Annotated in this window: 25 protein-coding genes and 1 pseudogene; 10 read left to right on the plus strand and 16 right to left on the minus strand. The window is 66.5% G+C overall.

The annotated features are described in order from the left end of the window. Positions 1-18: 18 nt before the first annotated feature. Positions 19-1,053, minus strand: coding sequence for an NAD(P)H-dependent flavin oxidoreductase (locus ACXJJ9_RS06525; RefSeq protein WP_457096400.1), 1,035 nt, complete (start codon positions 1,051-1,053; stop codon positions 19-21). 613 nt (positions 1,054-1,666) lie between these two features. On the opposite strand from ACXJJ9_RS06525, the gene ACXJJ9_RS06530 reads away from it, so the two are divergent. Then, positions 1,667-2,449 (plus strand): SPFH domain-containing protein, encoded by a 783-nt coding sequence (locus ACXJJ9_RS06530; RefSeq protein ID WP_457096597.1) that lies wholly within the window; start codon positions 1,667-1,669, stop codon positions 2,447-2,449. A gap of 39 nt (positions 2,450-2,488) precedes the next feature. Here the strand turns inward: ACXJJ9_RS06530 and ACXJJ9_RS06535 are convergent, their stop codons facing one another. From ACXJJ9_RS06535 to ACXJJ9_RS06575, 9 genes and pseudogenes are all read right to left on the minus strand, one after another. Then, the gene (locus tag ACXJJ9_RS06535) at positions 2,489-3,763 is read right to left on the minus strand and encodes a hypothetical protein (protein ID WP_457096598.1); all 1,275 of its coding nucleotides are present in this window, start codon (positions 3,761-3,763) and stop codon (positions 2,489-2,491) included. A 184-nt stretch (positions 3,764-3,947) separates the two neighbouring features. After that, on the minus strand, positions 3,948-5,096 hold the full coding sequence (gene solA / locus ACXJJ9_RS06540) for an N-methyl-L-tryptophan oxidase (protein ID WP_457096401.1): 1,149 nt from the start codon (positions 5,094-5,096) through the stop codon (positions 3,948-3,950). Between the two features lie 81 nt (positions 5,097-5,177). Then, on the minus strand, positions 5,178-6,872 hold the full coding sequence (locus ACXJJ9_RS06545) for a SulP family inorganic anion transporter (RefSeq protein WP_457096402.1): 1,695 nt from the start codon (positions 6,870-6,872) through the stop codon (positions 5,178-5,180). A 39-nt stretch (positions 6,873-6,911) separates the two neighbouring features. Then, complete coding sequence (gene ppk2, locus ACXJJ9_RS06550) at positions 6,912-7,727, minus strand: polyphosphate kinase 2 (protein WP_457096403.1); 816 nt, start codon at positions 7,725-7,727, stop codon at positions 6,912-6,914. Positions 7,728-7,878: 151 nt separating this feature from the next. Further along, positions 7,879-8,157 carry a hypothetical protein gene (locus ACXJJ9_RS06555; RefSeq protein WP_457096404.1) on the minus strand — a complete coding sequence of 93 codons (279 nt, stop codon included), beginning with the start codon at positions 8,155-8,157 and terminating at the stop codon, positions 7,879-7,881. Positions 8,158-8,347: 190 nt separating this feature from the next. Further along, entirely contained in the window at positions 8,348-8,665 is a 318-nt protein-coding gene (locus tag ACXJJ9_RS06560) for a glutaredoxin (RefSeq protein ID WP_457096405.1), read from the minus strand. A gap of 224 nt (positions 8,666-8,889) precedes the next feature. Further along, positions 8,890-9,894, minus strand: a pseudogene (gene cysK, locus ACXJJ9_RS06565) (cysteine synthase A); the annotation flags it as partial. Between the two features lie 45 nt (positions 9,895-9,939). Next, a complete protein-coding gene (locus ACXJJ9_RS06570) occupies positions 9,940-10,908 on the minus strand; it encodes a hypothetical protein (RefSeq protein ID WP_457096406.1) in 969 nt (322 codons plus the stop codon). A gap of 216 nt (positions 10,909-11,124) precedes the next feature. Continuing rightward, the gene (locus ACXJJ9_RS06575; RefSeq protein ID WP_457096407.1) at positions 11,125-12,153 is read right to left on the minus strand and encodes an AraC family transcriptional regulator; all 1,029 of its coding nucleotides are present in this window, start codon (positions 12,151-12,153) and stop codon (positions 11,125-11,127) included. A gap of 170 nt (positions 12,154-12,323) precedes the next feature. Here ACXJJ9_RS06575 and ACXJJ9_RS06580 point away from each other — a divergent pair, with 170 nt between their 5' ends. From ACXJJ9_RS06580 to ACXJJ9_RS06605, 6 genes are all read left to right on the plus strand, one after another. Continuing rightward, entirely contained in the window at positions 12,324-13,169 is an 846-nt protein-coding gene (locus tag ACXJJ9_RS06580) for a class I SAM-dependent methyltransferase (RefSeq protein WP_457096408.1), read from the plus strand. 83 nt (positions 13,170-13,252) lie between these two features. Beyond that, positions 13,253-13,675: an MAPEG family protein gene (locus ACXJJ9_RS06585; RefSeq protein ID WP_457096409.1), complete on the plus strand. Its 423-nt coding sequence runs from the start codon at positions 13,253-13,255 to the stop codon at positions 13,673-13,675. Positions 13,676-13,905: 230 nt separating this feature from the next. Next, positions 13,906-14,304 (plus strand): ArsR/SmtB family transcription factor, encoded by a 399-nt coding sequence (locus ACXJJ9_RS06590; protein ID WP_457096410.1) that lies wholly within the window; start codon positions 13,906-13,908, stop codon positions 14,302-14,304. Beyond that, positions 14,301-14,840 carry an SRPBCC family protein gene (locus ACXJJ9_RS06595; protein ID WP_457096411.1) on the plus strand — a complete coding sequence of 180 codons (540 nt, stop codon included), beginning with the start codon at positions 14,301-14,303 and terminating at the stop codon, positions 14,838-14,840. Before ACXJJ9_RS06590 ends, ACXJJ9_RS06595 begins: the two co-directional genes overlap by 4 nt. Positions 14,841-14,963: 123 nt before the next feature. Further along, entirely contained in the window at positions 14,964-15,206 is a 243-nt protein-coding gene (locus ACXJJ9_RS06600; RefSeq protein WP_457096412.1) for a DUF2798 domain-containing protein, read from the plus strand. Between the two features lie 75 nt (positions 15,207-15,281). Further along, entirely contained in the window at positions 15,282-16,514 is a 1,233-nt protein-coding gene (locus ACXJJ9_RS06605; protein ID WP_457096413.1) for an MFS transporter, read from the plus strand. A 77-nt stretch (positions 16,515-16,591) separates the two neighbouring features. Here the strand turns inward: ACXJJ9_RS06605 and ACXJJ9_RS06610 are convergent, their stop codons facing one another. Then, positions 16,592-17,125, minus strand: a complete 534-nt coding sequence (locus ACXJJ9_RS06610; protein ID WP_457096414.1) for a tetratricopeptide repeat protein — start codon at positions 17,123-17,125, stop codon at positions 16,592-16,594. A gap of 305 nt (positions 17,126-17,430) precedes the next feature. Here ACXJJ9_RS06610 and ACXJJ9_RS06615 point away from each other — a divergent pair, with 305 nt between their 5' ends. Then, positions 17,431-17,904 (plus strand): FUSC family protein, encoded by a 474-nt coding sequence (locus ACXJJ9_RS06615; RefSeq protein WP_457096415.1) that lies wholly within the window; start codon positions 17,431-17,433, stop codon positions 17,902-17,904. A gap of 132 nt (positions 17,905-18,036) precedes the next feature. On the opposite strand, the gene ACXJJ9_RS06620 is transcribed toward ACXJJ9_RS06615, so the two are convergent. Continuing rightward, on the minus strand, positions 18,037-19,068 hold the full coding sequence (locus ACXJJ9_RS06620) for a hypothetical protein (protein WP_457096416.1): 1,032 nt from the start codon (positions 19,066-19,068) through the stop codon (positions 18,037-18,039). Between the two features lie 280 nt (positions 19,069-19,348). Between ACXJJ9_RS06620 and ACXJJ9_RS06625 the strand changes: the two genes are divergently transcribed. Further along, the gene (locus tag ACXJJ9_RS06625; protein WP_457096417.1) at positions 19,349-19,948 is read left to right on the plus strand and encodes a TMEM175 family protein; all 600 of its coding nucleotides are present in this window, start codon (positions 19,349-19,351) and stop codon (positions 19,946-19,948) included. Between the two features lie 70 nt (positions 19,949-20,018). Here ACXJJ9_RS06625 and ACXJJ9_RS06630 read toward each other — a convergent pair whose 3' ends face one another. Together ACXJJ9_RS06630 and ACXJJ9_RS06635 are read right to left on the minus strand one after the other, a co-directional pair. Beyond that, a complete protein-coding gene (locus tag ACXJJ9_RS06630; RefSeq protein WP_457096418.1) occupies positions 20,019-20,264 on the minus strand; it encodes a hypothetical protein in 246 nt (81 codons plus the stop codon). 131 nt (positions 20,265-20,395) lie between these two features. Continuing rightward, complete coding sequence (locus tag ACXJJ9_RS06635) at positions 20,396-21,196, minus strand: FHA domain-containing protein (RefSeq protein ID WP_457096419.1); 801 nt, start codon at positions 21,194-21,196, stop codon at positions 20,396-20,398. 298 nt (positions 21,197-21,494) lie between these two features. Between ACXJJ9_RS06635 and ACXJJ9_RS06640 the strand changes: the two genes are divergently transcribed. Continuing rightward, entirely contained in the window at positions 21,495-21,986 is a 492-nt protein-coding gene (locus ACXJJ9_RS06640) for a hypothetical protein (RefSeq protein WP_457096420.1), read from the plus strand. Positions 21,987-22,046: 60 nt separating this feature from the next. On the opposite strand, the gene ACXJJ9_RS06645 is transcribed toward ACXJJ9_RS06640, so the two are convergent. Both ACXJJ9_RS06645 and ACXJJ9_RS06650 read right to left on the minus strand, forming a co-directional pair. Further along, positions 22,047-22,355 carry a hypothetical protein gene (locus ACXJJ9_RS06645; RefSeq protein WP_457096421.1) on the minus strand — a complete coding sequence of 103 codons (309 nt, stop codon included), beginning with the start codon at positions 22,353-22,355 and terminating at the stop codon, positions 22,047-22,049. 129 nt (positions 22,356-22,484) lie between these two features. After that, positions 22,485-22,694, minus strand: a complete 210-nt coding sequence (locus ACXJJ9_RS06650; protein ID WP_457096422.1) for a dodecin — start codon at positions 22,692-22,694, stop codon at positions 22,485-22,487. Positions 22,695-22,718 lie beyond the last annotated feature (24 nt).

Genomic DNA, 22,718 nt, shown 5'->3' on the forward strand with positions numbered 1-22,718 from the left:
AGCAGCGTCATCGGCGCGTTAGCCCAGCCCCGCCAGTTGGCGCGTCACGTCGGCCGCGGCCATCGCGGGAAAGCCGCCGGGCTTGGTGCCCGACCATAGCGGGCTGAAATCATCCAGTCCGCGTGCCTCCGCCGCGGCGCGCAGCGGCGCCAGCGCCTGGGCCGCCCACGGAAATGCCGGGGGCAGGGCCGATACCGCGCCCAGGTCGCGCATGAGGCGGTTGACCAGGCCGCGTGCAGGGCGACCGCTGAACAGATTGGTGATCGCGGTGTCGCGTCCGGACTGCTGCAGCGCCGCCCGATGCACCGCCGTGGTGGTCGCTTCGGGACACAACAGGTAAGCCGAGCCGGCCTGGACGGCGGCTGCGCCCGCCGCGCGCAGGGCGAGCACGTCGGAACGGCTTCCCACGCCGCCGGCGGCGATCACCGGCACCGTGAGGTTGCGGCACAGCGCGGTAACGAGATCGATCGTCGATGGTTGCCCGATCAGGTCGTCGGAGAGGAAGTGGCCGCGGTGGCCGCCGGCTTCGATGCCCTGGGCGATGACGGCATCGACACCGTGGCGCTGCAGCCAAAGACCCTCGGCCAATGTCGTGGCCGAAGCCAATACCACCGCGCCCCAGGCCTTGATCCGCGCGAGCAGCGGCGCCTCCGGCAGGCCGAAATGGAAACTGACCACCTGGGGGCGGAACGGCGTGAGCAGATCCACGGTCGCCGCATCGATCGGTCGGCGGGCACCGGCCTGTGACGGCGCAGGTGGCTCGATGCCGAACTCCCGGTAATACGGCGCGAGCGTGCGCTGCCAGCGCTGTGCTTCGACGGGATCGGGCGCTGCCATGGCATGACAGAAGAAGTTGAGATTGATCGGCCGCGGATGCGCGGCGAACTTCTGCAGCGCCACCTGGAGCTGGGCCGGGCCCAGCAGCGCGCATGGCATGGAACCGAGCCCGCCCGCCCCGGACACCGCGAGCGCGAGTGCCTCGTCCTGGACGCCCGCCATGGGCGCCTGCACGAGCGGCAGTTCGGCACCGAGCATCGAGGTGATGGCGCTCATTGCGGTCCCGCGCGGATCGACTGCGCAAGCTTACGACCGGCAACCGCTTTTGGCCGAAAGCGGCAGACATGTTCCCAAAACGCGAACCGAATGTTCTCGGCTCGGATCTGGGCAGCACTGCCAAGAGCGGGTACATCTGAATACGACGGCAAGCAGGGGCTTCCGTCGCGTTCCAGCATGATTCGCGGCGCACTCAGCCGGTTCCCATCGCTCACGCGCAGTGGCATGGAAGTCTCACGGCGTAGTTGCCGTGCTTGAAGGCCTTTGGAACGAGCGTAAGGAAACCGTGCTCTCTCTGTCGCAGGAGGGGCACTGAAACTGGAGGGAACGACAATCATGAAGGCAATAAAGCCCGCACTCTTATCAGCCATCCTGTATGCGCTCGTTTTAGCGCTCATTGTTTTCAAACATGCATACAATGAAAGGAGTTACATCAACATGGTCTTTTCCGCGTCATCCGTACTCGTGATTGTTTCCCTGGTCAAGGTGATTGCGGTTTCGCCAAGGCAGTAAGGACTCGCATGATGGTTCATGGGCGCTGATCCGGTAGCGCTCTGGACCAACCCACAATCCAAAGGCAAACCAAGTGAAGTTTTCCGTCCGTCGTTTCATGATGCTCGCCATCCTGCTGTGCATGACCCTCTCCAGCATCGGCTGCACCGTCGCCCAGCCCGAACCGGGTGACGTCGCCGTCTACCAGGATCGCCCGTACTTCGTCGGCCATGAAGGCATCCGGCCCGAGGTCCTGACCGAAGGTCGCGACGTGACCTGGCCGTCCACCACGATCATCTACGCCACCACCGCACCACAGACCCTGCACGTGCCGTTCCAGGACCTCTCGTCGATGGACAACATCCTGCTCGACTTCGACACCAGCGTGCAGCTGCGCGTCGTCGATGCGGCGGACACCCTGAAGCGCTTCGGTCCGCACTGGTGGGAGAACAATGTGGTGTCGCCTTACAACTCGATCGTGCGCAAAGCGGTCAAGTCCGAGAAGATGGCGCAGATGATGTCCGACCCCGTGGCGGCAGAGAAGGTCGACCAGGAAGTGACCGACGCGTTGCGTGCGCTGGTCAAGGCGTCCGGCATTCGCGTGGAAGTGATGGCGGTCAACCTCGGCAAGGCCAAGCCGAACGACAACGTGCTGGCGCAGATGAACAACACGGCGGCCGAACAGCAGCGCAACCTGACGCTGGTGGCCGCCACGATCGCCGAGCAGCAGCGCAAGCTGGAGCAGGAAGCCACGGCCGAAGCGGACAACGCCTACCGCAACAAGATGGGCCTGTCGCCCGAGCAGTATCTTGCGCGCCAGTTGGCCGAGATCCAGGCCGAAGCGTGCAAGAAGGCAGCAGCGTGCTACCTCGTGCCGCAGGGCACGAACGTCGTCGTCAGGTGAACCTGCGGCGGCTTCCTTCGGGAGCCGCCTCCCGATTGATCAAGGCTGGAGAACGTCCGCTTTCGGACCCGGAGCGGACTGCCAGTACTGACTTCGCTCAATAAGACGCGTGGCCTCTTGATGGCATGCGCCCAGGCGGTACGCCACGTAGCGGTCGTACAACGTGGTGTGCAGGTTGTGCAGCGCGAGTTCGATGCGGAACGGAGTGCGCGGATTCCGGTCGAGCAGGCGGGCGATATGAAAGCCGACTGGCTTGACGCCCTGCTTATGCACGTAGATCTGAAAATCGCGGTAGAACGGGTCGGCGAACTCGGCATCGAGCTGGGCGATCGTCGCTCTGGCCTCTGCGGACAAACCCGCACGCAGGGCGGGATCGCGCTCGATCAGCAGGCGCTGGAAGTATCGCGGTGGTTTCCGCCCCGGTACCGACCGGGCGAGTGACCAGATCGTCTGGTTGCGTGTGTTGTAGAACTCGAAGCCGCCATGGCTTCGCAGCGCCGCGGCGGCCTCGGCGCCGACGTCGTAGACAACGAAGTTCTCGGCCTGGTTGTTGAGGTCATCCAGCGTGCTGCGGTCGAACACGTGGAAGATGAAGCCAGGCAGGCCCATGAAAGCCTGGCGACCGGTCGCCGCCGCCGCGATGGCGCGGCCATCCCTGGTGAAACGACCCGCGGATGTTCCGAGCAGGATGCTGCGACTGGGGTGTAGACGATTGAACGTGCCGATGACGATTTCGTCGGCATCGAACGCCGTGTCGAACCCCTTGCTGCCATACAACTCCGCCTGCGTCGCGTACTGGGCGATCTGCCGCCCCAAGCCGCACTCACCGCGCACCTGCCCGGTGTAGAACGCTTCAATCGCGCGCGAATTGGCGCCGCGCGGTTGGTAGCCGCGCCCGAACCATGCGATTGGCTCCCAGCCATCGTGCGCCGAACCCGTAGGGCCGAAGCCGATCCATCCGATCTGCATGGCGGAGAAGCGGAAGCCGCGGTTTTCGACCAGTCGGTCGACCGCTCGCCGCGTCGCCGCACCCAGCTCGAACCCGTACGCACACAGGGTCGCCGGATGATGGAGCAATGTTTCCGTCAGTTGAGCGCGCGCCGCGGCGTCGAGGCGGTGGGGAATGCGGACAACAAGGTCGCCTGCGGCCTGTGCTTCGAGCAGATCGGCGCGATCGCAGGGCGTGCCGGGCTGGATCTCGACCGCCGCCTCATCGGCAGGAATGAAGCGCCAGCCCAGTTCCTGCAGGAAGCCTTGCGCGCAATCTTGCGTGTCCGGAGCCGCGACTGCGGCCGTGCTCACGAGCAGCAGCATCCAGACCGCCGCAGAATTGAGGCCCTGCCCAACGCGTTGCGATGGAGGCTTGTGCGACATCGCGGCAGCAACAGGAAGAGGCACCCTGCCAGCGTACTCTTTCCGGTGTGATCGGATGGCAGGTGTTCGGATCACCACGCGTCATTAACGACTCATCGCGTAGGGCATGACGCCGATTCGCACATCAGTGAACCTCGCGTTTCTGCACGGCCTGCTTCGTGGCCAGGCTGAATCGTGGTTCGGCCGGCGCGTCATTGAGCATGCGTTCGACCAGGTACGCGCCTACCGCCGGGCCGTGCTTGAAGCCGTGGCCGGAGCCCCCGCCAGCGATCCATACATTGTCGAAGACCGGATGGCGGTCGATGACGAAGTCGCCGTTCCAGGTGTTCTCGTATTGGCAGACTTCGGCCTTGAGCAGCGGTGCCGCGGCCAACGCGGGAAAGCGCCGGGCCAGGAAGTCGCGCGCGTGCGCGATGCGCGCCGGAGTGGGCCGACGCTCGAGCGTGTCGGGATCGAATGCTTCGCCGTGCGCATCGTGGGCGAGCTTGAAGCCACGACCATCGATGTCGGGGAATCCGTAGTAGTCGCGCCCGAAATCGAGCCAGATCGGCAGCGTGGGCGAGGAGAAACGGCGGTCGCCTGCAGTATCGAAATAGAACGCTTCCTGGCGGGTGGGAAAGATGCGCCCGCCGAGCACGTCGGGCAGGACCCTGCCCAGCCATGGACCGCATGCAAACACGAAGCGGTCAGCGCGGATCGCTTCGCCCGCATCGGTCCTGATTTCCGCAAGGTGCGTGTCGCCGACGGGGGGAATGACCGCAGCGAGGCAAAGTTCAGCCCCGGCACGCAGGTTGTCTTCGACGACGGCCTGCACGGCGCGACGCGCGAACAGGCCGCCGCTATCCGGCTCGAAGATGGCCCAGCCGCCGGACGCAATCACGATCTGCGGATAGCGCTGCGCGAGGGCGTCGTGATCGAGCACCTGGTGTCGGATGCCGTTCCGTGCCAGCACTGCGACCGACTGCGCGGCCGACGTGTCTTCGGCGGCTGCCAGCCACAGCACACCGGTTTCGCGGAACAACCCGGGGTTCTCGATCCGTGCGAAGAATTCCTTCCATATGGGCAACGACTGCCGCGACATGCGGGTATAGATCTCGTCCGGCCCATAGGCCATGCGGATCACCCGGGTTTCTCCGCCGGAACTGGCGCGCGCGCTGGCTGGTCCATATTTGTCGACCAGCAGTACCCGCTGGCCGGCGCGCAGCAGATGCCAGGCGGTCCATGCCCCGAACACGCCAGCGCCAACCACCACTGCGTCGTAGGTTCTGCTCATGTAGGGAATGCCTTCGCCCGGTGACAACGACAGCGCGATTGATCTTCACCTGATACGCGTGGCTGCTGACGCCCTTGTGTTTCAGGGCTTCCAATCCACCGCGTGCTCGGCGAGGTAGGCGTCGACGGCGGCGCCGATGGTGGGCTGGAACTCGCCGAAACGGTCCAGCATCTCGAAGCGTTTCAGTGTGTCCTTGACCGGATCCTTCATCTCTGCGAACCGCAGCTCGATGCCGGATCCGCGCAGGGACTGCTCAAGCTCGGCCAGCATGTCCGCCGAGGTCACGTCGATGCTGGTGACCGGCTCGGCGGCAATGACGATGCGCCGCACCGGCGACGGCGATTGCGCCACGGCCTCGCGCACGCGCTGGTGGAACAGTTCGGCATTGGCGAAGAACAGGGGTGCGTCCCAGCGGAACAGGACCAGGCCCGGAACCAGCCGCGCCTCGGGATAGCGCTGGATGTCGTGGTAGCCGCGGATGCCGTCGACCCGGCCCATCACGGCGTGGTGCGGCCGCCAGGCGTCCCAGAGGAATTCGATGACCGCGATGGCGATGGCGATGCCGATGCCGGGAATCACGCCCCAGACGGCGACACCGACGAAGCAGGCGATCGAGAGCCAGAACTCCCATTGCTGGATACGGAAGATGCGGCCGAGATCGGCGAACTCGAACAGTCCGATGGCTGCAGCGATCACCACCGCCGCCAGCGCACTGCTGGGCAGGTGCTTCAGCAGGTTCGGCGCAAAGAGCAGCAGCAGGGCCACCGCCACCGCGCCGGCCACGCCGGTGAGCTGGGTCTTCGAGCCCGCGGCTTCGGCGACGGGCGTGCGCGAGGAACTGCTGCTGATCGGAAAGCCCTGGAACAGCCCGGCTGCCAGGTTCGCGGCGCCCAGGCCGATCATCTCCTGGTTCGGATCGACCGGTACGCCGGTCTTGGCCGCGTACGTGCGCGACAGCACGCTGGTATCGGCGAACGCCACCATGGCGACCGCACAGCCGCCGATCACCACCTGTGCAAGCTGGGCCGGTTCGATCCAGGGCAGGGCGAAGGACGGCAGGCCCTGCGGCAGCGGACCGAGCACCTTGACCCCGGCGCTGTCGTCCAGGCCGAACGCACCGACCACGACCGTGGCGGCCACCACCGCAATCAGCAGGCCGGGGATGCGCTTGTAGGGCTTGAGCAGCAGGATCAGCGCCAGCGTGCCGGCACCGACGGCGGACGCCGTCCAGTTGGCCTGACCGTCCAGGATCGCCCGCGCGATGCGCACGAGGGCGCGCAGCGGGCCGGTGCTGTCGATCGAAAAGCCGAACAGCTTGGGTAGCTGGCTGACCAGCACCGTGAGCGCGATGCCGTTCATGTAGCCGTAGCGGATCGGCTTGGACAGCAATTCGGTGACGAACCCCAGGCGCATGAGGCCGATCAGGATGCACACCAGCCCCGACACCACCGCCATCAGGCTCGCCACGATCACGGCGCGCGCCGGGTCGCCGGCAGACAGCGGCAGCACCACCGCGAGGATCACTGGCGCCAGTGCGGAATCCGGCCCCAGCACCAGGATGCGGCTCGGACCGAACAGGGCGTAGGCGAGCAACGGAACGATGGTGGCGTAGAGGCCGTAGATCCCCGGGACGCCCGAAGCCACGGCGTAGGCGATTCCTACCGGCACCAGCATCGTGGTCAGCACCAGGCCGGCCATCAGGTCGCGCGGCAGCCAGGCGGCTTCGTACCGGCTGAGGATCTGCAGTCCGGGTAGCCAGCGCTTCCAGCCGTTCATGCGAATCGTCGTCACCCGGGGCCTGCCGGTCGGGGATGCTCAGTAGTGCTCATCGACGTACCGGAAAGGATGCTCCGGTTCGGCGTAGTCGCCGCGTTTCTGCCGCTTGGGAAACTTGATCTTCTTGCGCGGAAGTTCCTCGTAGGGGATGTGGTCGAGGATGTGCCGGATGATGTTGAGGCGTCCTCGCCGCTTGTCGTCGGTCCGCGCCACGTACCACGGTGCATGCGATGTGTCCGTGGCGGCGAACATGTCATCGCGCGCCCGCGAATAGTCGTACCAGCGGCTGTACGACTCCAGGTCCATCGGCGTCAGCTTCCAGATCTTGCGTTCGTCGTCCGCCCGATCTTTAAGGCGCCGGATCTGTTCCTCCTCGCTGACCTCCAGCCAGTATTTCAGCAGGATGATTCCAGAGCCGACCATCGCCCGCTCCACCAGCGGCGTGGTGTCGAGGAACTTGCGGACCTTGTCCTCCGACGCGAATCCCATTACCCGCTCCACACCCGCCCGGTTGTACCAACTGCGGTCGAAGATCACGACCTGGCCCCCCGCCGGCAGGTGCCGCATGTAGCGCTGCATGTACATCTGGCTCTTCTCGCGTTCCGTCGGTGCCGGCAGCGCCACCACCCGGAACACGCGCGGGCTCACACGCTCCATGATCGCCTTGATCGTCCCGCCCTTGCCCGCCGTATCGCGCCCCTCGAACACGATGCAGACCTTGAGTCCTTCCGCGACCACCCACTGCTGCAGTTTGACGAGCTCGGCGTGGAGCTTTTCCAGCTCCGCCTCGTACTCCTTGCGCTTCATCGGCTCGGTTTCCGCGCCAGGCGCGTCGGTTTGGTCGTCACGTTTCATGCCGCCTGCTCCGTTCGTGCGTGGTGGTCGTCTGCACAGGCCCGCGGTTGCACGATCGCCGCCGCGATGCTGGCGATCAGCGTTGGGCGAGTGACTACGCCGCTGTCGCCGCTCTCCCGATTCGCACGGTCCGCTGGCAGGCCACCTTGCGTCATGCCCCTTTCTCGTTCTCGGTGGCCTTGCGGACGATGTCGTCGTAGAGGTGGATGATCTGCGAGCCCAATACCTGGAACTCCGGATTGCGCGACACGTACCGCAGCGCGTGGTGGGCGTCCTCGAGCGCGTTCTTCAGGAATGCGATGTCGGCGTCGGTCAGGCGCTCGCCGGCGTCGATCCGCTTCTTGATCGCCAAGGCCCGCGGCAGGCGGAAATTCACCAGCCGGTCCAGTAGCGCCTGGATGGTGCCCGCGTCGTCGGTCTGGTTGGACATGCTGGTTCTCTGCAGGCGAGCGAGGCTATTGTGGGCCGCGTCGCGTCGCGTCTGCGTCACGACGGTTCCACGCTCGATGCAGGTCGTGCGCCGTGGAGCGTGGTCCTGCCGTTGATCAAACACCGCCCCGCGCTGCCGCGATATTGGCCCTTGGGCTTATGGCGTAGAGCGCGTCCGAAGGGGATTCGCGTCAAGCCTCGGCCGTCCGCGGCGTGTCCGCCCTGGCCGGATTCACTGGCTGAACCATGCCCGCAGGCTGCTGCCAATTTGGCAAGAACGAAGCGGGGTCGAAGTCGTCCGATGGCTCCGGCACCACCACGCCGGCGCCGGCGAGCCTGCGCAGAAGGCTGCGATCGGCCATCGCGGCGAAGGTCTCGTTGCAGCCACCGATGTGCTGGTTGCCGACGAAGACCTGCGGAATCGTCGCCTCCCCGAGGTGTCGAGCGAGCGCGCGCCGCAGGCGCCCACCACGATCGCCGGCCTGCATGTCGGGCGCGTCCAGGATCACTGCCTGGTAGGGAACACCGAGATGCGCGAACAGCCGCGTACTGCCCGGGCGTATTCGCACCAGGCGAAACCAAACAGCAGCACCGGTTGCTCCCGATCCGTGAGCAGGGCGTCGAGTTCCGCGTCCGCTGCCGCATCGCCGGGTTGCGGTTGTGCGCCGGTTGCCGGCGATGGGTGAATCGCCGGTGCCGCGCCGAATTGTGCGAACGGGGTGGCATGGGACAGCGCCAGCTCCGCGTCGTTCATGGCGTCGTCGATCTCTTCGAACAGTGCCGTGCTCAGGTAGCGATCGGCGGCGTCGGGCAGCATCACCAGCACGCGGCTCCCCGGCGCGAGCGTGGTGCAGACACGTAGCGCACCGGCCACGGCCGCACCGCCGGAAATGCCCGACAGAATCCCTTCTTCGCGAGCCAGCGCACGCGTGACGCGGATGGCTTCGTCGCCGTCGACCGCCTGCACATGATCGATCACGCCGGCCGCGACCGCCGCCGCGGTGAGCCCGGGTATGAAGTCCGGTGTCCAGCCCTGCATCAGATGCGGGCGGAACGCCGGATGGCTGGAACCGTCTTGCGGCTGCGCGCGACCACTGGCCAGCACCGGTGCATTGTCCGGCTCGCCCACGACGATGCGGGTGTGGGGACTTTCCTTGCGCAACACCGCGCCGACGCCGCGCAACGTGCCGCCGGTACCCGCGCCGGTGACGAAGCAATCCAGCGGCCTGTCGGCGAAGCTGGCGAGGATTTCGCGCGCGGTACCCAGTTCGTGGGCGCGCGCGTTCGCGGGATTGTCGAACTGTTCGACCAGGAAGCCATCCAGGTGCGCGGCCAGTTCCCGCGCCTTGGCCAGCATGCCCGATCCCTTCAGCGCGGCCGGCGTGAGCACGACCCGTGCACCGAGCAGGCGCATCAGTCGTCGCCGTTCGATGCTGAAGTTTTCCGCCATGACCACGACCAGCGGATAGCCCTTGGCTGCACAGACCATCGCCAATGCGATACCGGTATTGCCGCTGGTGGCCTCGACCACGGTCTGGCCGGGGCGCAGGACGCCGCGTTGTTCGGCATCCTCGATCGCAGCCACGGCCATGCGGTCCTTGACCGAGCCACCCGGGTTGCGCGACTCGAGTTTGACGTACAGCTCGATGCCTGGCGGCGCCAGCCGCTGCAATCGCACGATGGGTGTGTTGCCGATGGTGTCGAGGATGGAGGTGTGCATGACGGAACTCCGGTGCATGGCTCGGGGCAGCGACGCCCGCCGCTGCGAAGGCGCGCGTTGGAACTACGCCACCGCCATCAGCGGGGCGAGCGCGGTGCCGATGCGCTGCATCTGCGCCGGGGTAACCAGATCGCCCAGTATTTTCTGGAAGCGTGGTTCCTGCACGCCGGACACGATGTACTGCCAGCGATACGCGGCCAGCGTCTCGGCCGCGAGCAGATCACGTTCGGCGACCGTACTGGAGCGCCGGACGATCAGGGAAAAATAGTCGGCGTCGGCGCGCGCCTGTGCCTGCAGGATGCCGTCGACGGCGCCGACCAGGGCAATCAGGTCGTCCACCGCCGCGTCGCGTTCGGCCGGCGAGAGCTGTGCATCGATGCGGCGCCATTCCAGCTCGTCGAGGATGGCGTGCTGCGATTCCTCGCGCCAATGGAACAGGAACACGTCCTTGTACAGCGCCGACAGTGATGCGTCCGGCTCGATGCTTTGGCGGTAGTGCGCCTGAGTGAACAGCTCGATGTGGCAGGTCAGGCCCAGCACCGCCCACGTGCTCTTGCCCAGCACGACCTGGGCAACGGCGTTCGGATCGGCCGCGCTCCTGTAACCGGCGGGCATGGCGGCGGCGATCATCGTTTCGATCCGGCGGAACAGCTCCTGGTGCTTGAGCTCCTCGTCGCTGAAACGAATCAGCGCTTCCAGCGCGACCTGGTCGCCCAGCCAGTGGTCCCGGCTCAACTCCAGCACCTTGGCATTGATGAAGCGCTCCACCAGCCCAAAGATGTTGGCGTAACTGCGGCCCTGGATCTGGCTCATCAGGCGACGCTCATCGTTGTTCTCCAGGATCGAACGGTCGAGCAGGGTCAAGCCGTCGGGCAGGAACTTGTTGTCGAAATCGAATTGGCGGTCGCGGATGACGTCGCGATCGATCTCCCAGCGGACTCGCTTGGATACTTCGATGCATTTGGCGTAGCGGCTGGGGTCGGCGATGTAGTCAGCGCTGTAGTCAGGGAAATCAATGGAAACGGCGTTCACGTTGTCATTCCTGTGCGGGGCGGGGAGGGTGGCCATTGTTCGGTGGTCCCCGCGGCCCGCGCTCCACCCGTCGTCCTCTCCGCTTGCCCGAAAATCCGGCATTGATCCGCATGCGCCAACGATGTGTCGGTGGAACCCGCTCTTTTGCGCATTGGTAGCGCGGCGCGGTCATGGCGCGCCGATTCAGGCACGCCGATTCAGGCACGCCGATCAGGATCAGGGCGCGGCCAACTGCCCTTGCCTGCGCCGCCACGCTGCGGGTGGCATGCCGACCAGGCGCTTGAAGGCGCGGCCGAAAGCGGCCTCGGATTCGTAGCCGGTCTTGAGGGCGATCGACAGCACGCTCGACTGGCTGTCGAGCAGCATTCGCGATGCCAGCTGCATTCGCCACTGCGTCAGGTATTGCATCGGTGGTTGGGCGATCAGTTCGACAAAACGTTCGTGCAGGGCCGAACGCGACAGGCCCACCTGGTTGCTGAGTTCGTCGATGCTCCACGCGGCGGCGGGATTCTCGTGCATCAGCGCGAGGGCGCGGCCGACGAAACGGTCGCGCAATCCCGCCAGCCAGCCGGTGGACTGCTCGGGCATGCTGTCGATGTGACGGCTCACGGCGTCGACGAACATCATTTCGCTCATGCGCTCCAGCAGCACCTCACTGCCTGGGCGTTGGCTGCCGGAGACAGTGGCCGCCAGTTGCGCGAATTGCGTGCCCCAGGCGCTGCCCGCGGTGGCAGGCAAGTGCAGCAAGCGGGGCAAGGTCGCGAGCAGGGGATTGAAAGGGCGCTTGTCGCAGCCGATGAAACCGCAGACCAGGGACGTATCCGTCTCATGGTCGGCGTCCGGCGCCGGCCTGCATGCCTCGCGATCCGGTGTTGCTGCCGCGATGCCATCCTGGGCGAGCCGGAATGGCCGCTTGTGCAGTTTCATCTCCTCGTACCAGTCCACGTTCGGCTCCGGTCGCATTCCCGGCGCACTCGACACCACGTGCGGGTCGCCCTGCGGCAGGATGACGATGTCGCCGCGCCGCAGTCGCAGCGGCTGTTCTCCCTGCAGGGCGACCCAGCATTCACCCGCGGTGACCACGTGGTACGGGATCACCTGGTCGACGTCGGACATCACCGCGCCGGCGATGTCACCGGAAGCCGGTGCCTCGGCCAGCCATTTTCCCGCGCAGGAAAGATCGTAGAAGAGCGCGCTGCGCAGTCGCACCGTGCGCAGTACATCGGAGAGGGTGTCGTGGCTCATGGGGTGCCTGCCAGCATCGATCACGCAAGCCGATTCTGGCAGACGCGCGATCAACCGGCGCATGCCCGGGCAATTGCCGGATGCCGGGACGAATCGCGGGGAGTTTCGATCAAGCGGCGGGTGGTGGCGCTGCAGACAATGATCGCGCGCCCACACTCCGGAGAACTTCCATGTCATTGGCACGAGACCTTCCCAAACGCGTCGCCGTGGCCATGCCCGACCTCGGCGCCATCAAGACCACGCAACAGGCGACGTGGGCGAGCGGAGATTTCGCGGTGATCGGCACGACCCTGCAGATCGTCGGTGAAACCCTGGCGGAGGCCGTCGATATCCGCGCCGGCGAACGCGTGCTCGATGTCGCCGCCGGCAACGGCAACGCCACCCTCGCGGCGGCGCGCCGGTTTGCCCATGTCACGTCCACCGACTACGTGTCGTCGCTGCTGGAAAAAGGTGCAGCGCGCGCCAGTGCCGAGGGGCTCCGGGTCGAATTCGAAGTGGCCGACGCCGAAGCATTGCCCTACCGCGACGGCAGCTTCGATGTTGCCCTGTCCACGTTCGGCGCGATGTTCACCCCCGACCACCGGCGCCCCGCCGACGAAATGCTGCGGGTCGTGCGCCACGGCGGCCGGATCGGCCTGGCCAACTGGACACCGGAAGGCTTCGTCGGTCAGCTGTTCAAGATCATCGGCCGACAACTGCCGCCGCCGGCTGGCCTGGAATCACCCGCGCTGTGGGGCACGGAGCCGCACATCGTGCGCCTGTTCGGCCGCAACTCCGCCGACATCCGCTGCGAGCGGAAGCTGTTCAATTTCCGCTACGAATCGGCCGCGCACTGGCTGCAGGTGTTCCGCGAGTTCTATGGCCCGACGCACAAGGCATTCGCCGCACTCGACGCGGCCGGGCAACGCACACTCGTGGAGGCCATCACCGACTTGCTCGAGCAATGCAATGTCGGCGGTCGCCACTCGCTGGTGGTGCCGGCGGAGTACATGGAAGTCGTCATCGTCAAGCAATAGTCAGGTGCGTGCGGAGGGACGTTATTGCCGGCACGCGCCACGCCTGGATTCCAGGCGACGCACTCGAAACAGGGAGACGTGCCATGTCATTTCCACTCTGGATGCTGCTGGGGTTCGCCATCTGGACCGTGGCCGTGTTGATCTGCACCATTGGTGTCTATCGCTTGAGCCGTGTCTTTACCGGGCGCGCTGGCATGGCTGCTTTCCCCGCCGATGCACCCGAGGGCGCGGCGTGGTACCTGCGGGCGATGCGGGCCCATGCGAACTGCGTCGAGAACCTGCCGGTATTCGCCGTCGTCGTGTTCGCCCTCCATGCGAGTGGCATCTCGACCCACGCCACCGACACGATGGCGGGTATGGTGCTCGCGGCACGAATGGTCCAATCCGTCGTGCATGTTTCCACCGTCCAGACGGACCGGATTGTTTCCGTGCGATTTACCTTCTTCTTCGTGCAGCTGGTCTGCTTCCTGGGCATCGCGGCAGTCGTCATCGCGCACACCCTGTGATCGGTGCGATGCCTGCCGAGGCGTCCGGGCCGGATCGCGGACGTTCCCGACGTCTCCCGGGACGTCCGCGATCCCTTTGAGCATTCGCAACGTCTCCGGCGACGTCCCCGACTCGGTTCCACGCGTCCGTGACGCCTGCAGCGACCCCGCAACGTCGCCGGGCGCAGGAGAGGTGGGAGATATTCCACCAAGTGGTTGACAATTGCCCGGGCCGGCGTATATTCAACCGCATGGTTGATAAATCCCCCATACCCCTCGACGACGTCTTCCACGCCCTCGCGGACCCGACCCGGCGCGCGATGCTGCGCGACCTCGCCAGGCAGCCGCGCACCGTCGGCGAACTCGCCGCGCCCTTCGACATCTCGCTGGCGGGCGCCTCCAAGCACATCCAGGTGCTCGAACGTGCCGGACTGATCCAGCGCGAAGTGCAGGGCCGCGTGCACACCTGCCGGCTCGACGCGCGACCGCTGCATGCCGGCGCGGAATGGATCCGCCACTACGAACGCTTCTGGAACCAGAAACTCGACGCCCTCGAAGCCCTGCTCCGGGCCGATGTCGCTGCCAAGCCCGCTGCCAAACCCGCGGCAAAGCCCGCCCGCAAGTCCCGCCCCCCACGGAGAAAGCCATGAACACCGCAATTGCAGAAGCCGATTACGCCGTCCTCATCGCATCCGACACCGTGCGCATCGAACGCCTGCTGCCAGGCCCGATCGAGCGCGTCTGGGCCCACATCACCGACAGCGACCTGCGCCGCCAGTGGCTGGCGTCGGGCGACATGCAGCCGCAGGCGGGCACGTCCTTCGAACTCGTGTGGCACAACGACGAGCTCACCGATCCGCCGGGTGCGCGCCCGCCGGGTTTCGATTCCGAGCATCGGATGCAGAGCCGGATCACCGAGTTCGACCCGCCCCACAAACTCGCCTTCACCTGGAATGGCAGTTCGGGCGGCGATGTCTCCATCGAACTCGAACCGAAGGGCGACGCGGTGCTGCTCACCCTGATCCATCGCCAGTTGCGCAACCGCGACGGCATGCTGATGGTCGGTGCGGGCTGGCACATGCACCTCGACATCCTCGTCGCGCGCCTCACGGGTGGGAAGCCGGCACCGTTCTGGGACGGCTGGAGCCGGCTGCGGACGGAATACGGCCGCCGCATTCCCGCCTGACGCGTTTCCCGCGCGACCAAAAGGAGCCAGGTTCACGCCTGGCTCTTTTTTGTCGTCCGCACATGTCGGGCTACGATGCGAAATCGAATTTTTTTGGAGCGCCATGACGGCGCGGGACGACCGATGCAGGCAACCGATCCAATCCGGCAACGCGCGCAGCTATGGCTGCCGGCGTTCCTCGCCATCGGCATGTCGGCATTTGTCGCCGCGGTGGTGACGGCAATCAATACCGGGATCGATGGCGGTTTTCCCATGCGCTGGCTGCTCGCATGGAGCGTCGCGTGCCCGGCCGCCATCGTGGCGGCCTACCTGTTCCGGCCACTGGCATGGCGCGCCGCGTGCCTGGTTTCGCGCCTGTCCCTGTGAAGTGACCGGGCTTGCGACGCAGGCGATGATCGGTTGCCGACTCCGCGCACCCGACCCTGTGGCGATACTGTGCGCGTGCCGCCCCGAAAGGCCCGCTGGTTGATGGCGAGCGTTCCCGTCCCTGAAACACGTTATCTGCTGCTCGCGCGCGGCATGCGCGCATTCGTGGACGGCTATGTCGCCGTGCTGCTTCCGGTCTACCTGTTGGCCCTGGGCCTGGGCACCTGGGAAGTCGGGTTGTTGAGCACCGCGACGCTGCTGGGTTCGTCGCTGATGACGGTGGCGGTGGGCGTGTGGGGTCATCGCTTCCATCATCGCCACCTGTTGCGCGCGGCGAGCGTGCTGATGGCGGCCACGGGACTGGGCTTCGCCGCGTTGTCCGATCTGTGGCCCTTGCTGGTGGTCGCGTTCGTCGGAACCCTGAATCCCAGTTCGGGCGACGTCAGCGTGTTCCTGCCACTGGAACACGCACGCCTGGCGCATTCCGGCGACGGGCACGCGCGTACCTCGGTGTTCGCGCGCTACAGCCTGGTAGGCGCGTTGTGCGCAGCGATCGGTTCCCTCGCCGCCGCAGTTCCGGATCAGCTGGCGAAGCTGGGTGTCGGCACGCTTCCGGCGCTGCGCGGCATGTTCGTCGTCTATGCACTCGCGGGCCTGGCGATCTGGTCGCTGTACCGGCGATTGCCGCGTCCGGACGAGCCGTTGCCCGTTCCGCCCGCGCCGCTGGGCGCGTCCCGTGGTGTCGTCGCCCGGCTGGCGGCGTTGTTCTCGGTCGATGCCTTCGCCGGCGGGTTGATGGTGCAGTCGCTGCTGGCGCTGTGGTTGTTCAAACGTTTCGACATGTCGCTTGCCGCGGCCGGCGCCTTCTTCTTCTGGACCGGGTTGTTGTCCGCGGCCTCGCAACTGGCCGCGCCGTGGGTGGCGCGCCGCATCGGCCTGCTCAACACCATGGTGTTCACGCACATACCGTCGAGCGTGGCGCTGATCGCCGCCGCTTTCGCCCCGCGCGTGGAAGTCGCATTGGGTCTGCTGCTTGTGCGCGCGGCACTGTCGCAGATGGACGTGCCGACCCGCTCCGCGTTCGTCATGTCGGTGGTGACGCCATCGGAGCGGGTGGCCGCGGCGAGCTACACCGCCGTGCCACGCAGCCTCGCCGCCTCGCTGAGCCCGTCACTCGGTGGTGCGCTGCTCGCCGCCGGTTGGATGGCGGCGCCCCTGGTGCTCTGCGGCGCGCTCAAGATCGGCTACGACCTGGTCCTGCTTGCGGCGTTCCGCGGCGTCGAGAGGGGAAGCAGGCAATCACCATAGGCCGTGGCAGCAAGCGACGGCGCAGGAAAAAAGAAAAGGCCGGCGCGAAGCCGGCCTTTCGCCTTCACGGCCGCACGTCATTCCTGCGGCTTCACGCCCAGGTACGCGCCGGCCATATGCTCGGTCATCCAGGGGTCGTCATTCTCGATGGCGAGTGCCTGGTCGAACAGGCGTTCGGCGGTGGCGCGGTCGCCCTGCAGCATGTAGTGCGCGCCGACTTCGGCGAAACCCTTGCCATCCTTGGGGTTGGCGGCAAGGAAACTGTCGAACATCGGCTTCGCCTTGGCCCATTCCCCGGCCTCGGCGTACACGCGCGCGATGCGGTATTCGTCGCTGCCTTCATGCTTGCCGGCGAGGATCTCATCGAAGATGGCCTGGCCCTCGGGCTTGAAGCCGCCGAGGTAATACACGCGGCCTGCGCCGATGCGCTCCCAACTGCCCTTCTTGCCCGCCTGCTCCAGCGCCAGCACGAGCAGCGCCTTCGCGGCGTCCTGCGGCGCCTTGTCGTGGTAGGTCGCGGGCGTGGGCCGCAGCTTCTGCGCGCCGTAACCCACGCCGATACCGGCAACGAACAGGAACGCGGCGGCGGCCGCGGCAATGCGTTTCGTCATGACAATCTCCCGTTGTGAGGTCTGGTCCAATCCCGGCGGCCAGGGCCGCGGCGGGAGTCTAGCCTGCGACTGCATTCGGCATGCCACCACGCCACGCGGGCATTGCAGCCCGGAGTCGATGAGGCGGGCATGGCATCGCCTCCGCTGTTGCTCAAGCAATGCTCGCGCGCAGCGCTGGCCGGGAACATGCGACCAAGGGCCTATGCGAGCCCGCCGCCAGGCACTGCGAGTCAGCCGTGCGGTCCGGCCTGCACGGGTCGTGTTTGTGGCATAAAGCGCGCAGGGCACACCAGGGCGACATGCTCATGACGTCTGCAATCCCTCCGGCTGACGTGCAGGTGCCTGTTCGCGCCGCCGTGGCGGCGGCGCTGGCCGTCGCCGCCGCGCAGGCATTGCAGCTCGAATTTCCGCTCTACGCGCTGGTGAGTGCGGTGATCGTCACCGACCTGTCGCCCGCGGAAACGCGGAAGCTGGGATTGTGGCGAGTGGCCGGAACCGTATTGGGCGCCGCGATCGGGGCCACGTTGAGTACGTTCTTCCCACATGGTCCCGTGGCGATCGGGGTCGGGGTGATGGCCGCCATGTTCCTGTGCCACGTGTTGCGCCTGCGTGGTGCGGCCAAGGTCAGCGGGTATGTCTGCGGCATCGTCCTGCTCGATTTCCACACGCAGCCGTGGTTCTACGCGGTCCATCGCCTGCTGGAGACGCTGCTGGGCATCGCCATGGCCGTGCTGGTGAGCCTGGTCCCGCTGCTGCTATCCGCCGACAAGAACAAGTAACCGGACCCCGCGGATTGCGGCGCCAGGATGGCGACGGGCGAGGTACTGCGCATCGCATCGGTGCGGAAGCGGTACTTGCGAAGGATGTGCTGCAGTTGCGGAGGCGCCTGCAGCGGAGCGGCCCTTCGTGGATCAGCGCCCGGATACCGTGAAGGCCCCGGCGCTCATCGCCGGCAGCAGATGGCGTTCGGCCCATGCCATCGCCTCCCGGATCTGCGGCTCGAATGTTTCCGCCAGCCGCGACGCTTCGCTCCGGCGCGTCGCCACGTCGAAATGGTGTTCGGTTTCCTTGGAATGACGCGAGGCGTTGATCGCCACGCTGTCGCGCAACGCCGCTTCGGGAATGCCCAGGTCGAGCCAGCGTGCGCATTCCAGTGTCGACGTGGTGATGTCGTCCTGCAGGTCGGCCCAGTCGATGATGCGCAAGCGCTCGGGTCCCATCGCTTCCAGCAACTCGCTTGCCAACTCACGTTGCGCGGCCCACTGCAGGGCGACGCCGGCGAGCGTGGAGGGCGGCTCGAAGGCGGCAGGGCCCAGCTTCTTCAGCAGGCGAGTAGCGCCCATGGCGCGTTCCACCAGTTGCGGAACCTTGCTCAGCGTCGCGGGCGGCTTCTTCACGTTGGAGATGAGGAAGTCCTCCAGCGACGACGTCAGCACGATGCCGCGGCTGCGGTCGTCGCATGCCATGACCGCACGGGCAATGTTCAACGCCGCGTGCGTGGGTTTGATGAGCACGCGTCCTTCCGCGTGCCAGGGCCGCGACAGCAGCGGCAGCAGGATGCGTAACGGTTCGTCGATACGGCTGCCTGCATGGGCGGCGTCGCCGAGGCGCCGCAGTACCAGCGGCTCCTTCAGCGCCACGGCATGCGGGGCGACATGGAGCATGCGTGCCAGCAGCGTCGAGCCGCAGAACGAGGTATGCCACAGCCAGGCGGCCGGTCGCGTCGCAGGCGGCAGGGCCACGGCCTCGTAGGAACACATGTGGCCTGCGCGCCAGTCGACGTCCAGGCGTGTGTCCAGGAAGGGCGCACGATCGAGGAGCTGTGGGTCGAGGTGCAGGAACTGGATCCGGCGCGCCGCGACGTCGACATCGGCCGGGAACCACTCCGGCGAACGGCACAGCTCGTCCGTGGAGAAGGTCGGGTGGTTGTCGAGAGAGGTCATGGCGGATAGCGGATCTAGCGCCTGGTAAGGGTGGCGGCGGGAAGGCCTTTCGCGCCGGCATTCGCTTTGAACAGCGTCATCGGCGCGACATTGTGCGGCATGCACATGCAGGGCGCGACGTGGCCGTCCCGCCGGAACAGTCCCCCGGAATCGGCAGGGCGCGGCGATGACGGCAGCGCCCCTGAGGCGGCCGCGATACCCGTGCGGGGCAGACGAAGCGCCGCTGTTTCATGACACATTAGTCCCAGGTCGCCAACGAGGAGGTGGCCGCGGAGGGGGTATGGGCAAGAGCAGGCTTGAGGCGTTCAGCGACGGCGTCATCGCCATCATCATCACCATCATGGTGCTGGAGTTGAAGGTGCCGCACGGCGACTCGCTGGAAGCATTGCGGCCGCTGCTGCCGGTGTTCCTGAGCTATGTGCTGAGCTTCGTGTACGTCGGCATCTACTGGAACAACCACCACCACATGCTGCACGCATCGATGAAGGTGTCCGGGGCCGTGCTATGGGCCAACCTGCATCTGCTTTTCTGGCTGTCGCTGTTTCCCTTCGCCACCGGCTGGATGGGCGAGAACCAGTTCGCAGCCGGGCCCACCGCGGTGTACGGCGTCGTGCTGCTGATGGCCGCCATCGCATACTTGGTGCTGCAGCAGACGATCATCTCGTCGGAGGGCGCGTCCTCGGTACTCAAGGAGGCGCTCGGCAACGACTGGAAAGGCAAGCTGTCGCCGCTGCTCTACTTCCTCGCCATTGTGTCGACGTTCTGGCAGGCGTGGCTGGCGCAGCTGATCTACGTGGCGGCCGCGTTGTTGTGGCTGGTGCCCGACCGGCGCATCGAGCACACGCTGCAGCGCCACGAACAGGAAGACAAGCGCGGCTGAACCGTTTGAACCCGTAGTCGGTTGAACTCGAGGTCTGGGTGAAACCGCACGCTTGGTATGAGCGCAGCGCTCAGCGCGCTGAAACGGATGCGTTGGCGCCCAGTGCGGGAAATTCTTCCGTCGCCCGGCCGGGGCGCAGACGCAGCTCTTCCAGCATCTGTTCGCCCATGGGGGTAAGCCGCACGGGATCTCCCGCTTCGATCAGGCCCCGCTCGACGAGCGCAAAGCGCACCGACGGTCCGATGGATCCTGCCTGGTCCCGGATCTTGTCCAGGATCCGCAGCAGGCCGCGCTCTTCGAAACTAAGTCTTGCCATGTCCAGCCCCTGTCAGCTGGCGCCATCTTACGAAGGCGCGCGCTCAAGCCAGGGTGAAATCACCCCCGCAATTCCGGATGTGTGATCGACGACCACTCTGCCTGGCGATTGCGCCGCGCGCTGCCGCCCGGTCACAGGAAGTAGCCGGCTCCCAGCAATACCAGCGCCACGAGCAGGGCCACGACCGTTGTCGGGACCAGCCAGTCTCCGCCGCCTCGTCGGCGCGGCGCGAGGGCCGGCGCGGCACGTGCAGTGTCGGTCGGGCTGGCGGCGCTGCCCGCAAGGCGGAAGCGGACCTTGTCGAAGTCGATCTCGTCACCGACATGCGCCTTGTGGCGGTGCACGCGGTGGTCGTTGACGAAGCTGCCATTGGTCGAGTTCAGATCCTCGATCAGGACGCCGTCGTCGCATGGCACCAGGCGGGCGTGCAGCCGCGACAGGCCGGTGCCGTCGAGGTGCACGTCGCATTCGGGCGAGCGGCCCACGGTGATCGGTCCGTGCAGGGGATAGCTGCGCCCGAACGCGCCGCCGGAGAGGCCACGCAGCACGTACATCGGCATCACCCGGCGCACGGTGGTCGCGCCCGGGTCGTCGTTGGCGGCGCGATGCGGGCCGGGCTGGTGGGCAGCGGCGGCCGGAGTGATGGTGTCGATCACCGCCAGCCGGGCCAGGACATGGTCGAAGGTGACGCTGTCGCCCGCGCGCAAAGCGATCAATCCATCCACGCGCCGGCCATTCACCGCCACCGTCGTGCCGTGCGGTACCTCCAGCATCACGCCGGCCTCGCTCACGTGCAGCTGGCAGTGCTGTGGCCGCACGCCCGGCTGGTCGAGGACGATGTTGGCCTGCGGGTCGGAGCCGATGCGGCTCACGCCCTGGTCCAGCATCACGTGTGGGTGCTCCCCGCCCGGGAATACGAGTTTCATGGACATCTGACCCCCCCTTCCAACTGCCGCGCCGAAGCGGGCATTCCTTGGTGGACTCCGGATGGTGGACTCCGGACCCGGAACGCTAGCGCCGGCGCTGCATGGGTGGCGTGAACGTGAGGTACGGCAGCCGTGGCGCGCAGGTAGCGCGTGCGGCGACACCGGGAATCGCCCGCCCGGGGAAGGGCGGCGGGGCGCCTGACGGGCCTATATTGGCGGCGGACGCCCGACCCTGCGTGTGGCCGATTCGCTGCAGCGAATGGCCGGCGCATCGTTTTCCCCCGCAACCGATGAGGTGCGCGTCATGAAAGCCAGCACGCTGGCCGCTGCCTTCCTGCTCTTGGTTTTTCCGGCATCCGTGCCTGCAGCCGGCAGGCTCGCCGAGATCCGCCTGCAGCAGGAGGAGATCCGCCGGCAGACCGAGGACTCCGACGGCCGCTATGTCCGCTTCGACAAGGGCGAACTGGCCAGGCTGCGCACGGCCCAGGACACCGTATTCGCGCTGCTCGACGGCGTCAGCGAGTTGAGCGAGCTCAGACCTTCGCAACAGGTCGATCTGTTCAATGCGCTGGAGACGGTCAAGGCAGTGTTGGCGGCGAACGACGCCGATCGCCAGCTGTGCTGGCGCGAACAGCGCCTGGGTTCGCATCGCATCGAGACCGTCTGCGCCACGGTGGCCGAACGCCAGCAGATCCGTGAGGGTGGCCAGGAATGGCATGGCGAGCCCTCGATCTGCGGCAGTGCGTCTGCAGGCGCAACCTCGCAGTCCTGCCTGCCCGCGAGGGGTGGTTTTTGAGCCGGTAAAGCGGCTGTATCCGAATCGTGAGCGTCCTTCCAGGAAGGGATCGCGCACTAACTAATGGCGCGGGCGACGCCGCGCGCGGGCGAGTGCCTCGATGTCGCTGACGCGTAGTTCCACCGTGACGCGGCTTCCCGGCATCACGCCCCAGCGGATGCCGATACGGGCGAGCCGTACTTCGATGGCAGCGCGCTTGTCCGGCGGTACCAGGGCCATGATCGCGTCGTAGCGTTCGGCCCAAGCGCTTGCCAGCGCGAACACCGTTCCGTGCCGCAGGTACATGCCAGGCATGTCCTGTTCGAGTTCGCGCATGCGCGCTTCCACGACTGCGTCGGTTGCATCGTCGGTCGCATCAATGGGATCCATGGATTCCCCCGGGCGGCGGTCGGACGGTCCCTGTCGGGTAGTGAGCGTCGTTGCAAGGGCGGAGCTTATGCCACTGCCTGCGGGATGTCTGCAGGCCGGTGCGGATGGGGGAATCCGTGGTGCTGGCATTCACTCTTCGAGCGTGAAGCCGACCTTGAGCGTGACCTGCCAGTGGGCGACCTTGCCGTTCTCGACGTGGCCGCGGGTCTCGAGGACCTGGAACCAGCGGATGTTCCGCATCGAGTTGGAGGCGCGTTCGATGGCGGTGCGGATGGCGTCGTCGCTGCTGGTCTTCGACGAGCCGGTGAGCTCGAGCGACTTGTAGACGTGGTCGGTCATGACGGTGTTCCGTTCGCGGGCAGG

Source organism: Lysobacter sp. P5_B9 (genome assembly GCF_054049835.1).